General features: G+C 29.8%; 12 protein-coding genes. 10 read left to right on the forward strand and 2 right to left on the reverse strand.

The features are described from left to right. The first annotated feature begins 74 nt into the window (after positions 1 to 74). The 6 genes from DTL3_RS04045 to DTL3_RS04070 all read left to right on the forward strand — a co-directional run bounded on the left by DTL3_RS04045 (position 75) and on the right by DTL3_RS04070 (position 6,074). Positions 75 to 950 (forward strand): dihydrodipicolinate synthase family protein, encoded by an 876-nt coding sequence (locus DTL3_RS04045; RefSeq protein ID WP_045087637.1) that lies wholly within the window; start codon positions 75 to 77, stop codon positions 948 to 950. A 41-nt stretch (positions 951 to 991) separates the two neighbouring features. Then, positions 992 to 1,942: a tripartite tricarboxylate transporter substrate binding protein gene (locus DTL3_RS04050; protein WP_045087638.1), complete on the forward strand. Its 951-nt coding sequence runs from the start codon at positions 992 to 994 to the stop codon at positions 1,940 to 1,942. 272 nt (positions 1,943 to 2,214) lie between these two features. Then, positions 2,215 to 2,688, forward strand: a complete 474-nt coding sequence (locus tag DTL3_RS04055; protein WP_045087639.1) for a tripartite tricarboxylate transporter TctB family protein — start codon at positions 2,215 to 2,217, stop codon at positions 2,686 to 2,688. Positions 2,689 to 2,771: 83 nt separating this feature from the next. After that, positions 2,772 to 4,253: a tripartite tricarboxylate transporter permease gene (locus DTL3_RS04060; protein WP_045087640.1), complete on the forward strand. Its 1,482-nt coding sequence runs from the start codon at positions 2,772 to 2,774 to the stop codon at positions 4,251 to 4,253. A gap of 45 nt (positions 4,254 to 4,298) precedes the next feature. After that, positions 4,299 to 5,249, forward strand: a complete 951-nt coding sequence (locus DTL3_RS04065) for a sugar kinase (protein ID WP_045087641.1) — start codon at positions 4,299 to 4,301, stop codon at positions 5,247 to 5,249. A 99-nt stretch (positions 5,250 to 5,348) separates the two neighbouring features. Continuing rightward, positions 5,349 to 6,074 (forward strand): IclR family transcriptional regulator, encoded by a 726-nt coding sequence (locus DTL3_RS04070; protein WP_269446388.1) that lies wholly within the window; start codon positions 5,349 to 5,351, stop codon positions 6,072 to 6,074. A 35-nt stretch (positions 6,075 to 6,109) separates the two neighbouring features. Here DTL3_RS04070 and DTL3_RS04075 read toward each other — a convergent pair whose 3' ends face one another. Together DTL3_RS04075 and DTL3_RS09610 are read right to left on the reverse strand one after the other, a co-directional pair. Next, positions 6,110 to 7,690 carry an Rqc2 family fibronectin-binding protein gene (locus DTL3_RS04075; RefSeq protein WP_045087643.1) on the reverse strand — a complete coding sequence of 527 codons (1,581 nt, stop codon included), beginning with the start codon at positions 7,688 to 7,690 and terminating at the stop codon, positions 6,110 to 6,112. A gap of 99 nt (positions 7,691 to 7,789) precedes the next feature. Further along, the gene (locus tag DTL3_RS09610) at positions 7,790 to 7,954 is read right to left on the reverse strand and encodes a hypothetical protein (protein WP_171820586.1); all 165 of its coding nucleotides are present in this window, start codon (positions 7,952 to 7,954) and stop codon (positions 7,790 to 7,792) included. Positions 7,955 to 8,374: 420 nt separating this feature from the next. On the opposite strand from DTL3_RS09610, the gene DTL3_RS04080 reads away from it, so the two are divergent. The 4 genes from DTL3_RS04080 to DTL3_RS04095 all read left to right on the forward strand — a co-directional run bounded on the left by DTL3_RS04080 (position 8,375) and on the right by DTL3_RS04095 (position 15,116). Then, positions 8,375 to 10,738 (forward strand): HD-GYP domain-containing protein, encoded by a 2,364-nt coding sequence (locus DTL3_RS04080; protein ID WP_052670351.1) that lies wholly within the window; start codon positions 8,375 to 8,377, stop codon positions 10,736 to 10,738. Further along, positions 10,720 to 11,589, forward strand: a complete 870-nt coding sequence (locus DTL3_RS04085) for a VIT1/CCC1 transporter family protein (protein WP_144403470.1) — start codon at positions 10,720 to 10,722, stop codon at positions 11,587 to 11,589. The genes DTL3_RS04080 and DTL3_RS04085 overlap by 19 nt, the downstream gene beginning before the upstream one ends. A 138-nt stretch (positions 11,590 to 11,727) precedes the next feature. Next, positions 11,728 to 13,791, forward strand: a complete 2,064-nt coding sequence (locus DTL3_RS04090; protein ID WP_045087645.1) for a methyl-accepting chemotaxis protein — start codon at positions 11,728 to 11,730, stop codon at positions 13,789 to 13,791. Positions 13,792 to 13,925: 134 nt separating this feature from the next. Then, positions 13,926 to 15,116: a hypothetical protein gene (locus DTL3_RS04095; RefSeq protein ID WP_045087646.1), complete on the forward strand. Its 1,191-nt coding sequence runs from the start codon at positions 13,926 to 13,928 to the stop codon at positions 15,114 to 15,116. Positions 15,117 to 15,137 lie beyond the last annotated feature (21 nt).

The following is a 15,137-nucleotide window of genomic DNA, read 5'->3' on the forward strand; positions in this document are numbered from 1 at the left end:
TTATTTATAATTTTTTTAGTTTATTAAAGAGAAAGCATATTTCATATTATGAAAATATATTATGGAGGTAAAAAATGTTTGAAGGTATATTTACTTCGTTAATTACACCTTTTAATGAAGAAAATAAAGTAGACTTGGAAAGATTGAATAATCTCTTATTTTATCTAAATGATAAGGTCCATGGATTTTTTATTTTAGGTACCTATGGTTCAACTGCTTTATTGTGTGAAGATGAAAAAAAAGAGATAATAAAACATGTTTTAAAAAACTCGTCAAATAAAAAAGTTATTGTTCATGCAGGGGAAAGTAATCCCGATACTTCTGTTAAACTAGCACAATTTGCGCAAAGTCAAGGAGCTAATGCTGTAGCATTTGTTCCACCTTATTTTTATGGCTATAGTGAAGAAGAAATTATATTGTATTTTCAAAAAATTTTAAGAGAAATAACTATTCCTGTGTTTGTATATCTTAATCCTCCACGTGTTGGATATAATCTTTCTGTTCAATGCATACATCAATTAGCAGAAATAGGTATATATGGTATTAAAGATACTACTAATAATTTAAATTATTTTTACGATTTATCAACAAACGTTGATTTAGAGAAGTTTAATTATTTAAGTGGGTCAGAAATGTATTTAAATCCTACAATGTTTCATGGTGGGAAAGGGGCTATTTCAGCTATGTCAAACGTTTTTCCTGAATATGTTGTTAATGTTTATGATTCTTTAAAGAATAGAAATATGGAATCTTATAAGGAATCAATGAAATATTTGTTTGCCTACAGAAAAATAAGGAAAGTAGGACAGGGAATTCCAGTTGTTCATGCAATGTTGAATTTAAAAGGAATAGATGTTGGTTATCCTAGATTTCCTTTTAAGTATGATGAAGGGTTAGTCAATAAAGTAAGTGAGTTAATAAAATGCTTAAGAACTAATCAGATTGACTGAATTTATTAATTTGTTTACAAATTTATTTTGGAGGTGAGAAAATGAAAAAGTATTTAGTTACTTTTTTAGTATTAGTTCTATTATTTTTGAGTTCTTTTGCAAACTATCCTACAAAAGCGGTAACGATCATTTGTCCATGGTCAGCTGGTGGAGGAAGTGATAGAATAGCAAGGGTTATTGCAAATGGATTAGAAGAAGAATTTGGTAAACCTTTTGTAGTATTGAATAAACCAGGTGGAGGAGGAGCAGTAGGGCACACTGCTGGAGCATATGCAAAACCGGATGGTTATACTTTAACATTTGTAACTCAAGAATTGGCAACACTTCATTGGCTCGGTTTTGCTAAAGTAAATTATGAAAATTTTGAGTACATAATTCAAGTAAATGAAGATCCTGCCGGTGTAGTTGTAAGAAAAGATGCTCCTTGGAATACAATAAACGATTTACTTCAGGATATAAAAGCTAATCCCGGAAAATATAAATTCTCTGGTTCTGGACCAGCTTCAGTATGGGACCTGAGTCGTGTTGGTATGTTGGACAAAGCAGGCATTTCTCCAAGTAATGTATTGTGGGTTCCAACAGATGGAGCTGCCCCCGCTTTGGTTGAATTATTAGGCGGACATGTTGACGTCATTACTTGTAGTATTGCAGAAGTTTCCCCTCAGATTAAAGCTGGAGAAGTAAGAGCTTTGGCAGTAATGTCTGATGAACGTCTCTCTGAATTTCCTGATGTGCCTACATTAAAAGAGCAAGGGATAGATTGGTCTTCAGGAACTTGGAGAGGATTGGCTGCTCCAAAAGGAACTCCAAAAGAAATTATTAATATAATTTATCAAAACATGCTGAAAGTAGTCAACAAAGAGAATTTTATTGATTTTATGAAGAAAAATGGTTTTGGTATAAAAATAAGAGATCCAGAATCTTTTTTTGAATTTGTAAAAAAAGAAGATGGTGAATGGAAGTACCTTCTTCAATTGGGAGGATATATTTAATTAAATTACGAAGATTTAAAACTCATTGCTTTTTTTGGAAAAATAGAAATGAATAATATTTTTATTTATAATTTAATTGTATCTAATTGTCAAGCATTTATCTTCTTAAAAATTAATGAAACGTAACTATGTTTATTATACAAAAATTAATACAATATAAAAGAAGATAAATGCCTTTTTGTATACTAGAATTGAGAAATTATTCATTTGTCGACCTATACTTAAATTAGATTATAAAAATTTTTCCAGAAATGATAAATGGAGGATTATAAATGAAAAAACAAAAGGGTAATTTTTGGTTTGGGTTAACACTTGTTTTAATAGCTATTATCGATTTTTATCAAACAATAAAGTTCCCCTCTTTTGAAGTAAGTGGTATAAGATTACCTGGCCCAGCATTTTTTCCAGTAATTCTAGGGATAGTTTTTTTTATAGGTGGTGTGTATGAAATAATATGCTCCTTCATGAGTGGAAATACTTTTAAAATAAATTTAGGTTGGTTCAAAAGTTGGGAAAATAGAAATATTATTTTTTTTCTTCTTTCTTCATTAATATATGTTATTTTACTTAATTATTTTGGTTTTATAATATGTACATTAATTTTATTAGTAATATTAATGTTAAGATTAAGGGTCAAATTTTTAACAAGTATTGGTATTTCCCTAATTGTATTGGCTATCATTTTAGTTGTCTTTCAGTTTTTCTTTAATGTATCGTTTCCAACTGGAATATTTAGTTTCATTTGAAATTAATAAAAAATGGTTAAAAAAGCTTTGCTAATTAATAGAGTTGAAAAGGTCAAATCAAAAGATTGATAAGGAGGACGACGATGACTATTATGGATCTTTTTTCTCCAGAAATTTTGATTCCATGGATTTTATCAATGTTTTTAGGTGTATTTGTAGGTGGAATTCCCGGACTAACTGCTACTATGGCTGTTGCTTTAATTGCTCCAATCAGTTACTATATGAATCCATTAGCAGGTTTTGCTATGGTTCTAGGAGTTTCTTTTACTTCAATCTTTGCTGGAGATATACCAGCGACTCTTTTAAAAATGCCTGGAACACCTTCTTCTGGTGCTGCAATTTTAGATGGCTATGAATTGGCAAAACAAGGTAAGGGAGGTTTAGCCTTAACTATAGACCTTATCTGTTCAGCGTTAGGTGGATTGGTCGGAGTGTTAGCTTTAATATTATTAGCTCCTTTTTTGGCTAACTTTGCCTTGAAATTTACACACTATGAATATTTTTGGCTTGGGATTTTTGGGCTTAGTATAGCAGCAATTCTTTCTAAAGGAAATACTATAAGAGGTTTGATTTCTGCTTGTCTGGGTTTGTTTATTTCAACTATAGGAATGGATGCAACAACAGGATATCCTAGATTTACTTTTGGAAGTATTGAATTACTAGGAGGAATTGAATTTATTCCTGCTATGATTGGATTATTTGGATTTTCTGAAGTGTTAAATATTGTAAGCTCAAAATCAGAATTGAAACACTCTGGTGTGAAAGGAAAGTTTAAATTACCTTTTAAGGAAGCTCTAACAATTATATGGAAAAACAAATGGACTTTTATTAAATCTTCAGTTATAGGGACTTTTATTGGAGCACTTCCTGGAGCTGGTGCTGATATTGCTGCATGGGTTTCTTACGGAGTTGCAAAAAATAGTTCAAAAGAACCAGAAAAGTTTGGAACAGGGAGTATGGAGGGGGTTATAGCTCCTACATCTGCAAATAATGCCGCATTAGGGGGAACATGGATTCCTGCTCTTGTTTTTGGTATACCGGGAGATTCAATAACAGCGATTGTTCTAGGAATCATGCTAATGTATAATTTACAACCTGGTCCATTAGTTTTTCAAAATAATCCTGAGATAATTAAGGCATTATTTTCCATAGCAATAATTTCACAGTTATTCCTCATTATTGTTGGATATATTGGAATTAAATTATTTGGTATTGTATTAAAACTTCCACAAAATATTATTGCTCCAATTGTAACTGTATTTTCATTTGTAGGAGCTTATGCAATTAGAAACAGTGTGTTTGACATTGTGGTTATGATAATTTTTGGATTAATTGGTTATTTATTAAATAAAATAAATGTTCCAACTCCTCCAATGATTTTAGGAATTATTTTGGGTCCTATGGTTGAGAATAATTTAAGAATTGGGTTAATCAAGTCTAATGGAAGTTTTTTACCGTTTTTGGCCAGACCAATTTCAGCTATTTTAGTTATTATAATAGTTGTTTTGTATTCTGCTCCCTACATATTTAAACTATTTAGCAATAGTAAAAAAAGTGTTAATTAAAAATATTAACTAGTATTTTTGGTATTATTAATGGTGGTGATTATAATGGATGTAGTAACTTTAGGTGAAACAATGGTTCTTTTTGTGCCTACAGAAACTGGCCCTTTAAAATATATCTATCAATTTAATAAACATATTGGAGGCGCAGAATCAAACGTTGCTATAGGTCTTTCAAAATTGGGTGTTAAAGCTGGATGGATCAGTAAGTTAGGAAAAGATGGATTTGGGGATTATATCGAATCTTTTATTAGAGGTGAAGGTGTCGATGTATCACAAGTAAAAAGAGATGAAGAGCATCCTACAGGAGTATTTTTTAAAGAGAGGGTTGAAATTGGAGAAAGTAGGATATACTATTATAGGAAAGGCTCTGCTGCTAGTTTTATGGATGAGAACGACTTAGACGAACAATATATTGCCCAGGCAAAGTATTTGCATATAACGGGCATAACTCCAGGCTTAAGCGAATCATGTTTTAGAGCCGTTTATAAAGCTATAGAAATAGCAAAAAAACATAATTTAAAAATAGTATTTGATCCAAACATTAGGTTTAAAGTGTGGAACGATAAAGAACAAATGAAAAAAATTATCTTAGATATAGCAAGTAAATCTGATATATTACTTCCAGGATTAAGTGAGGCAAAAATCTTGTTAGAATTATCTGACGAAATTGATATATTAAATAGATTTTTAGATCTTGGTCCTGAGATAGTTGTATTAAAGGTTGGAGAAGATGGGGCATATTTAGGTACAAGGGAAGAAATAACTCATATTTCTGGATATAAAGTTGAAAGAATAGTAGATCCAATTGGTGCAGGAGATGCCTTTGCTGCAGGATTTTTAGCGGGGTTAATTAATGGATATACGTTAAAAGATGCCGTAAGATTAGCAAATGCTGCAGGTGCCTTTGCTCTGACTGTAAAGGGTGATGTGGAGGGGTTACCTACCTGGGGAGATCTAGAAGCTTTTTTTGGAAATAATGATGGATTTACAAGGTAGAATGACAATTATTTACTATTTATTTAATAATATATAGTATAATTGTTTTTAGAATATTTTTTAGGAAGGTGAATATTAATTCAAACTGTAAGAAATGTTATAGCCATACTCGATTATATTGTTAATTCTCCTACGCCAGTAAGTGCTACAGAAATTGCTCGTGAATTTGAGATGTCGATATCTAATGCATATAAATACTTAGATGATTTGTATAGAGGAGAACTGTTAACTAAAAATAAAGATAGAACATATATTCCCAGCTTTAAACTTGTGGAATATGGTAGTATAATCCTGAAAAAAATAAACCTCAGAGATTTAGCCCAACCACATCTAGTTGATTTAATGGTCAAAACTGGTCAAACTGTTCACTTAGTTGTAAAAGATGGTGACGAAGGGGTATATATAGAAAAGATTGAAGGTCCTCATTCTTTGCCTATGATGTCAAAGATAGGAATGAGAATGAACTTATATGCAACTGGTTTTGGGAAGGCAATTTTAGCCTATTTACCTCAACAAGAATTGGAAGAATATTTAAGAACGGCCCAGTTAGAAAAAAGGGCAAAAAACACAATTACAGATCCAGAAAAATTAAAAAAGCAATTATCAGAAATAAGAAAAATGGGCTACGCAGTAGATAATGAAGAAAATGAAAACGGTATTTTTTGTATTGGGGCACCCATTTTTAATTATGACAATCAAGTTATTGGGGCTGTTAGTATTTCTATGAGTACATCTCAAGCTAAAGAGACAAAAGTTGACGAATATGCAAGGTTTGTCGTGGATTGTACGAGAAAAATATCTCGTTTGTTAGGTTATAAAGAATAAATATCAAACATATTTATATTTAAAAAGGTCAATAATTAAAATATGTCCTTTAATGGCTCAACTATAATTGTTTCATAGTTTTCATATAGCCACATCCCGGGTTTAGCTCCTTTGGGTTTCCATACGTTTTTTCTTTGAGTATAATCAACAGCTACATTAGAGGACATTTTAGCCTTTGAAAATGTAGCAGCTATTCGTGCTGCATACTTGATTACTTGCTCTGGTACGGCTCTTCCAGCAGATTTAATTATCACATGAGAACCCGGAATTTCATGTGTATGGAGCCAAATGTCTTCTCTTGATGCTGATCTTGTTAAATCATCATTTTGTTTATTATTTTTACCCACTAATATTTCAAAACCTTCATACTCATATTTTCTGTAAGATGTTTCGAACTTTTTTTCTCTTTTAGGTTTTTTAGTTTCTCTAATTAAACCTTGTTCTTTCATTTCTTCCCTTATTTCTATTAAAGTTTCAAGGTCTTGGGCTGAGGTAATTGTTTCTAAAAGCTGATAAAGATACTCCAACTCATTATTAACTTCCTTAATTCTTTTCTTAGCAAACTCAACTTTGTTCTTGATTCGTTTTATCTCTTTGTAGTATTTTTCTAAATTTTGTGTTGGAGATAATAAAGGATCTATTTCTATAACAATCTCCAACCCACTGTTCCAATCAATTACAGGAAGATATTTGTCTCCTTTTTTTATTTTAAATAAATAGCTCTGAAGCAATTTACCTTTTGTTTCAAGTTCTTCCAAAAGCTCTTCTTCAGATAAATCCTTTAAAATCAGATCTTTAGTTTTTTCTGATCTTTCAATAAAGTTATTCACATTTTTTTCTAGATACCTCTTTATCTCCAAAAATCTAGACTGGTTAGCCCTTTCCTGAAAAACCTTAAGTATAGCCTCTGAAGGAGTTAACTTTTCATAAGAATAATTGTTAGGTGTTATAGCAACTGCATCAAATTTGTTATTATCTTTAAAGAAGTATAAATGAGAATCATTAAGATCTTGAATTGCTTTTTCAACACCAATAATTTTGAGAAAATCTTTAGATTTCTTTGAAAATCCCATTAGATTATTTAAAAATGAATCATCTAAAATTGATACATTATCCCTCAAAATATTTAATTTTGAATCATCATAATAAGGAATAAATTTAGCACCGGGTAAAATGGGTCTAAAGTCATCATGTACGTGTTTGTATGCCTCCTCGATTTTACCTTCTTCGTTAACTAAAATTAAGTTGGAATTTCTACCCATCAATTCAAAATATAACTTATATATGACTTTTTCTGATCTTTCATCGTCATAGCTTTCTATTTCAATAAAACCCAGTCTATCTAAGCCTAGTTGTTCAACTTGTAAAATTCTACCGTTTCTAATTCTTTTTCTTAGAAACTGAGCAAAATGTGCTGGTTCCATAGGTATATCGGGTTTCTCAGCTAATAAGAGCATATAAGAAGGGTTTTGCAGAGAAAATAACAAATAATTATTTGATAACTGTAATAATACTTGATAATAGACAGGTTGGTAAATGTTTCTAATTCTTTCACCTATAACATGTTCTTTTACTTCTCGTAAAACCTTATACAATACTAAACCATCAAATGGCACATGACCACCTCTTTTGAGTGTATAACTAAAACAAAAAGGGCATCTATATCGCCCTTTTTGTGTTATCTATTTTTATGCTATATATTTTTTGTTGCCTTACTATGAACTCTTTTTACCTTTATCAGTTGCTCCGACTATTAATCCAATAACTCCTACTACTAAATCAATCCATGCATGCCAATTTGGCATTGAAGCCACAAACAAACCAACAATCCCCATCAGTAGTAAGTATATACCAATAGTAATTAACCAACCCTTTGACATATTACCCCCTCCTTATCTTCTAAGGTTTTGATGATTCATCACTCAAAATCCACTTGATAAGAGCATATTAGGTCACAAGGATAGATCAACTTTTGCATATAAATTAAAATAACAATGCTCACCATTATCATAAAAAAAATAAATTACAAGGATAATAAGAATAGAATAATATTATGTTAACGATCTATTCCTTTAGTATAGATAAGGACTTTAACTTAAAATGATATAAATAAATGAACAATATATCACCATCTTTTTCTTTTAATTACTTAATATTGTCTGAAAGATGTTATAATTGTATATAATGGCATCAAAATATCTTTAATTTTGGTATATGAATTACAGAACCTTATAAAAACCAAAAAGGGTGTTTTTAGGACTAAAAGGGAGGTATTTATAATTAAATACTCAAAAATATGGATGCTTATTTTATTTTGTATACTGATAAGTTCAACTATCTTTTCTCAAAACTCTTTGTTGGTTCTAAATTCTTATAATCCTGGTTTATCTTGGTCTGATGAAGAATTAAACGGACTTTTTTCGGTGTTAAACAATCGTGAAGATCTTGAAGTTTACGTAGAATTTTTAGATTCAAAAAGGTTCGGAGATGATGATTCTTTAGAGATATTCAAGGATTATTTATTTAAAAAATTAGGAAATATTCAATTCAAAGCTGTCGTTGCCGTAGATAATGATGCCTTCGATTTTGTTTTAGAAAATTACGAGTCTTTTTTTAAGGGGCTTCCTATTGTATTTTGTGGAATCAATTATTTTCAAGAATATGACCTAGAAAATAAAGATTTTGTGAGTGGGATTGTAGAAATACTAGATATCAAAGATACATTATCTACAGCATTAAATTTGCATAAAGACACAAAACATGTTTATGTAGTGATAGACAACTATACAAAAACAAGTATTCTTGTAAGGCAAGAGATGGAAAAGGAAGTAATTCCATATTTTTCAGACATAGATTTTATATTTTTAAGTGATTTTTTAGAAGAGATACATGAAAATCTTAGTAACCCACTAGATGATTCTATCGCCATTTTTTTAGGATTTAATAGAGATAAAAATGGTGTTTTTTATAGTTTTGATGAAATTGGAGATTTCATAAATAAGTATGATCAGATTCCTATATACACAACTCTAAGTGTATATATGGATTATAACATTGTGGGCGGTCGAATTACAAGTGCATTCGAACAAGGAGAAAAAGCAGGAGAAATTGTTTTAAACATTTTATCAGGAACGAATATTGCAAATTTGCCAAGGTTTTATCGTTTAGAGAATAAATATATCTTTAATTATCCACAACTTAAAAAGTTTAAGATATCATTAAATGCACTTCCAGCTGGATCAATAATTAAAAACGAACCAATATCGTTTTATGAAAAATATCCCATTTTATTTTGGATTGGTATAGTTTCAATAATATTTTTAATTGTCATAAACATAATTATATATAGTAAAAACAAGAAAGTTACTGCACTACTAAAACAGTTAAGAGAAAGTGAGTTAGATTTGCAAAATTATTCTGAAGAACTAGCGGCTGCAAATGAACAACTAATATCTTCAAATGAACAATTAATCGCTCAAAATGAGGAATTGAGAGAAAGTTATGAAAATATTGAAACTTTAAGAAAAAAGATCGATAATTTATTGATGATTATTTCTGAAATAGGAAATGAGGAAGTACCTGTAGATATCTTTTTTCATGAATTTTTACAAATTTTAATTGCAGAGGTTCCTGAGGCAGATTATGGAAGTGTTTCATTAATAGAAGGAGACGAGTGGCGGTTTTTAGCAGCTATTGGGCATGATGTGACTGGTTTAAATAATCTTTCACTAAAACGTGAACACGCTTTTTTTACCGAAGAAGTGAGGGTAGTAGAGAATATTAAGGCCCTGAACAACGAGAGGATGCCACAAGATATTATAAATAAGATTGAAAGATATTCAAAGCCAACAAAATCAACAATAATAAAAGTAATCAAGATTGACGAAAAGAGGTATTTAGATATCACTTTAGATATAGCAGAAGGAAGCAATAAAGTCTTTTCTCAAGAGTCTGTTGAGTTTTTTGATAATTTTATAAATTTAGCAAAAATATTTCTATTAAATCGGTTAAAAGCCGAACAAATTAGGAATGCATACATTGATTTTGCAAATAATCTTGCCCTTATTGCAGAATCACATGACGAGAATAGTTATATGCATATTTTTCGCGTTAGTGAACTCTCTGCTTTTCTTGCTAAAAAATATGGGTTGCCAGATGAAGAAGTAGAAAAGATTAGAATTTTTTCTCCTTTGCACGATGTTGGAAAGCTGTTGATTTCGCCAGACATTCTTAATAAAGAGGGACAATTAAGCCCTGAAGAATGGGAAGAAATCAAAAAACATCCTTTGTATGCGGAAAATTTGTTGACAGGGGATTATTTTGAAACTGCCAGAAAGATTGCTTTATACCATCATGAACACTATGATGGAAGCGGTTATCCTTTCGGTCTTAAAGATGGAGAAATTCCTATTGAGGCTCAGATAGTTGGTTTAGTTGATATTTACGATGCATTACGATCAAAAAGAAGTTATAAAGACTCCTTTTCTCATGAACAAAGTTTAGAAATTCTATTCAAAGGCGACGCAAGGACCAAGCCCGAACATTTTAATCCTAAATTGTTAGAGATCTTTAAAATATATGAAAAAGAGATAAAAGAAATTTACGAAAGTTTTGAAAATGATGAAAAATGGGAGGGAAGATACCGATGGCTAAAGAAAATATAAAAGATAAGCTGTTAATTTTTCAAAAGAATGAAATTACTGAATATGAGATTTATAGAAAAATAGCTAAATCAACAAAAGATGAGAACAATAAGAAAGTCTTAGAAAAGATAGCTCAAGAGGAGTTAAATCATTATAATATATGGAAAAGTTATACAGGAATTGATGTAAAACCAAATAAAGTAAAGATTGTTTTTTATGTTTTTCTTTCAAAGATACTAGGTTTAACGTTTAGCCTTAAACTAATGGAAAAAGGTGAAGAAAGGGCTCAAGTTAATTACAAGGAGGTATTTGATGTAATTCCTGAGGCTCAAAAAATTGAAGAACAAGAACAAGAGCACGAAGCTGAGTTATTATCAATGATAGAAGAAGATAAGTTAAACTATATAGGCTCTATAGTGTTAGGATTGAACGATGCTTTGGTAGAATTGACGGGCGCTTTAGCTGGTTTAACCTTTGCATTACAAAATGGTCTTTTAATTGCATCTTCTGGATTGATAACAGGTATAGCTGCATCTTTATCTATGGCAGCTTCGGAATATCTCTCTCAAAGAGCAGAAGGAAATGAAAATGCTCTAAAATCTGCAGTTTATACTGGAATAACTTATATAATTACAGTGTTTTTATTAATTCTGCCCTATTTGTTAATCCCTAAAAATTATTTTTTAAGTTTGATATTAACCTTAATAATTGCTGTTATAATCATATTGGGTTTTAATTTTTATATTTCTGTAGCGAAGGATCTTCCTTTCAAAAAAAGATTTTTAGAAATGGCTGGTATAAGTTTTGGTGTTGCTGGTTTAACGTTTTTTATAGGGTTCCTTGTTAGAGTAACGTTGGGTATAGAGATATAGGTTCAAAAATAAAAAGTTATTAAAAAAGGTAACGTACATTATTAAATTAGGTATTTTATAATCTTTTTTATATTTTCTGAATATACGCTTCAGAAATAGTAATGTTTTTATTTCTCCTTAGAAAAGGGGGTTTATAAATTGAAAAAGATAAGTACAAAAATCATTTTAACTTCTGTCTTGCTGGTTCTTTCATTTTTAATATTGGTGAGTTTTATAACTATTTTTCAAGCATCATCTTTATTGGAGAATTATGCATTAGAAAGTGTGAAAAATCTCACTTCTAGCATCGCCTCTAATCTTAACTCTCAAATAAAGATTATTGAAATAACAATTGATAGTTTCGCTGATTCTGCTTTTTTAGGGTTTGATCCTTTCTTAGCAAGTTTTTCAAATGCGGAAGTCGTAAGATTTATGGATAAAGTAAAAAATGTTCCAAAAGACTATTCCTTAAAATTAGATGGTAATGTTAGTACGTTTATTGTTTTTAACCCAGATATGCTAAGTACGAAAGAACTATATTCATTATTCTATATAAAAAAAGATGATCAAACAATAAAAAATGAATTTCTAAAATATGATGAAACTTTTACCCCTGAAAATGAGAAACTAAAATGGTTTTTTCATGCTAAAGAGCAAAATATGGGTGTATGGTCAAATATATATTATGACGATTATTTAGGTAGTAACGTTATTACATATTCCAAACCTTATGTTGATGAAAAGAGTGGTACCTTGGTTGGAGTTGTAGGGGCAAGTTTTCCAGTTGAATTTTTTTCAAGTCAAGTTGGGGATATTTCAAATTATAAAGATTCGTATGCCTTTATATTGGATAATCAATTAAATGTTATATTTCATCCAAAATATGATACATCTACAAATCTTCAAAAAGAATTTGAAGAATACATTGAAATAATAAAAAGTGAAAAACAAGGTAATTTTAAAAAAGAAATTGATAAAGAAACATATTTATCAAATTATGAAACATTGACTAATGGTTGGTTTGTATTTCTTGAATTACCAGAAAAAGTTGTCTACGAAAAGATGAATAAACTTATTTTCGTAATTTTGTTAATAACTTTTATAGGTATAGGGCTAGCAATAGTTATTTCCTATTTTGTTGGAAAGAATATTGCAAAACCTATAAGAGAATTATCTAAAACACTTGTTAAGGTGGGTGAAGGTAATTTAAATGTTTACTTTGAAACAAAGGCGAAAGATGAAGTTGGAGAAATGGCAGAATCTTTCAATAAGATGTTGGATAAGTTTAGAGAGGCAATAAGTGCAGTAAAAGATACCTCTAATAGACTTAATCGTTCATCAACTGAATTAAACGAATTATCTAATCTTTCTCAAAAGATTAGTAAAGAAGTTTTAGAAAAAACTGAAAAAATTGAGATAGTCTCTGAAGAAAGTGCCTCATCGGTGGAAGAAATGACTTCAGGTATAGAAGAAATAGCCTCTTCGGCTCAAGGATTAGCAAGTGCTGCCCAAGAATTGGCAAATCTGGCCGATGGAACACAAAAAGAGGCTAACAAGGGTATACAAAGTATAGAAAATATAGTTAAGAAGATTGATGAAGGGTCAAAACAATCGATAGATACTCAAAAAATTGTAGAAAACCTTTTAACAAAAGCTGACAATATAGAAAAAATAATATACAGTATAAATGCTATAACCGAGCAAACAAATCTTTTGGCTTTAAACGCTGCAATAGAAGCTGCTAGAGCAGGAGAAGCCGGAAGAGGATTTGCAGTAGTGGCTGAGGAGATTCGAAAACTCGCAGAGAACAGTAGTCAAGCCACTAATGAAATAGCGAGTATATTAGAAGAGTTGAAAAATGGGACAATTGAAGTAAACAAATCAACAGAAAAAACTGTAAATACAATAACAGAAATAAACGAAGAAGCCCAAAAAATAAGTGTTCAATTTAGTTTAATACAAAACGAAATTAATAAAATGATAACAGAGGTTGAAAATGTGACTGCGGGTTCTCAGCAGCAAAGTGCTAGTACTCAAGAAATGAGTACTTCTGCTGAAAGAATAGCTAGAACAGTAAATGAAATAAATGAACAAATTAAAGAAATACGAGAATCTATAGAACAACAAACTAAAAGTGCTTATACTTTAAGTCAAAAAGCAAGAGAGTTAGAGATCCTTTCTGAAAACCTAAACGAAGAAATTTCAAGGTTTAAAATGAAGTAAGAACTATCTTATGAAGTTAGTTATTGATATAGTCTAAATAGCGTATTCTTTACTGATTTTTTTGTTGAGAATGGAGGTGTTAAATTATAAAGAAACTTTTACTTGTTTTTGTTATAGTAACTTGTGTTTCTCTATTGTTTTCTGCAACTGTTATAAAATTCAATAATTTATTAAAAACGTATAATGAAATTTATACCTCAGTTCCTTTTTTTAGATTTGTAAATTCAACCGAAGGATTGGGCTTGGATTATTTAAAAGAATTCTATAAATTAATTTTAGATGTTGAAGAAGATAGTATCCAAAGATTTCTTAACTCATCTGTTGTTTTTTATCCTAAAAAAGATTACAGTATAAATGATATACTTAATCCAAATTATTTTAATTTGTTATATAAGCTTACTATTGATGCAGAAAAAATAGCTATATATTCTACAGAATATGAAGTTTTTGATCAAATATTCACAAAAGTTTTTGGAGCCACTAAACTGACAGATGTTTTATATAAGTTAGAAGATAAAAGTTATAGGGTAATAAAAAACGACAGTGGGATTTTTTTAAACATGGAACCTGATATTGTTGATATCGATGAAAAATACCTGTTAACCGGAAGTACGAAAAATATTTATAATAAAAATGAAGATTGGGATTTTTATGTTTCAGTTGAGGATAGAACTTTAGTAATTACATTTGAGTCTAATAATTATGGAAATAGCAAAAAATTCTTTAATCTATCTCAATTAGAGAATAAAGTTATTTTTGGTGAAGCAATAGAGATGGAATTGATAGACAAAAGTTCATTTGTTTCATATTTTAATAAATTTATGCTACCATTAGACAAAGAAACTGAAGAATCATTGCACTTTATCAACGAAATAATCGAAAAAGAAGAGTTTGTAGTAGTTACTTCACGAGGGATAACTAATGAAGAGTTGTTTTTATTCTTTCAAACACCTTTAGATAAAGAAAAAATAGTCAAATTTGCCCTTGATAGAAATCTACAAAAAGGTGAGATAGGACATTATCTATTTTATCTTTTTAGTAGTGAAACCAATGGAAACTTAGTTTATTTATATATATCAGACGATGAATTTATTTTTTCAAACGTTGAACCTAAAAAAGTTAACAAATATTTTTCACAATTACCACTTTTAAAAAATACTTCTTATTATAAAATAGTGGATGAAAAAGAAAAGTTATGTAATTTTTTTGTTTTAAATTTATCACAATATTTATCGAACAATTTTTATGCCTCTTTGGACAGTTTTATTGTGAGACAGGAATTTGAAAAAAACAACAATTATATAATTAAAATAAAGACTAGATAGATATATTCAAAATGGAGTGAA

The sequence above is a fragment of the Defluviitoga tunisiensis genome (assembly GCF_000953715.1).
GTDB classification, from domain to species: Bacteria; Thermotogota; Thermotogae; order Petrotogales; family Petrotogaceae; genus Defluviitoga; species Defluviitoga tunisiensis.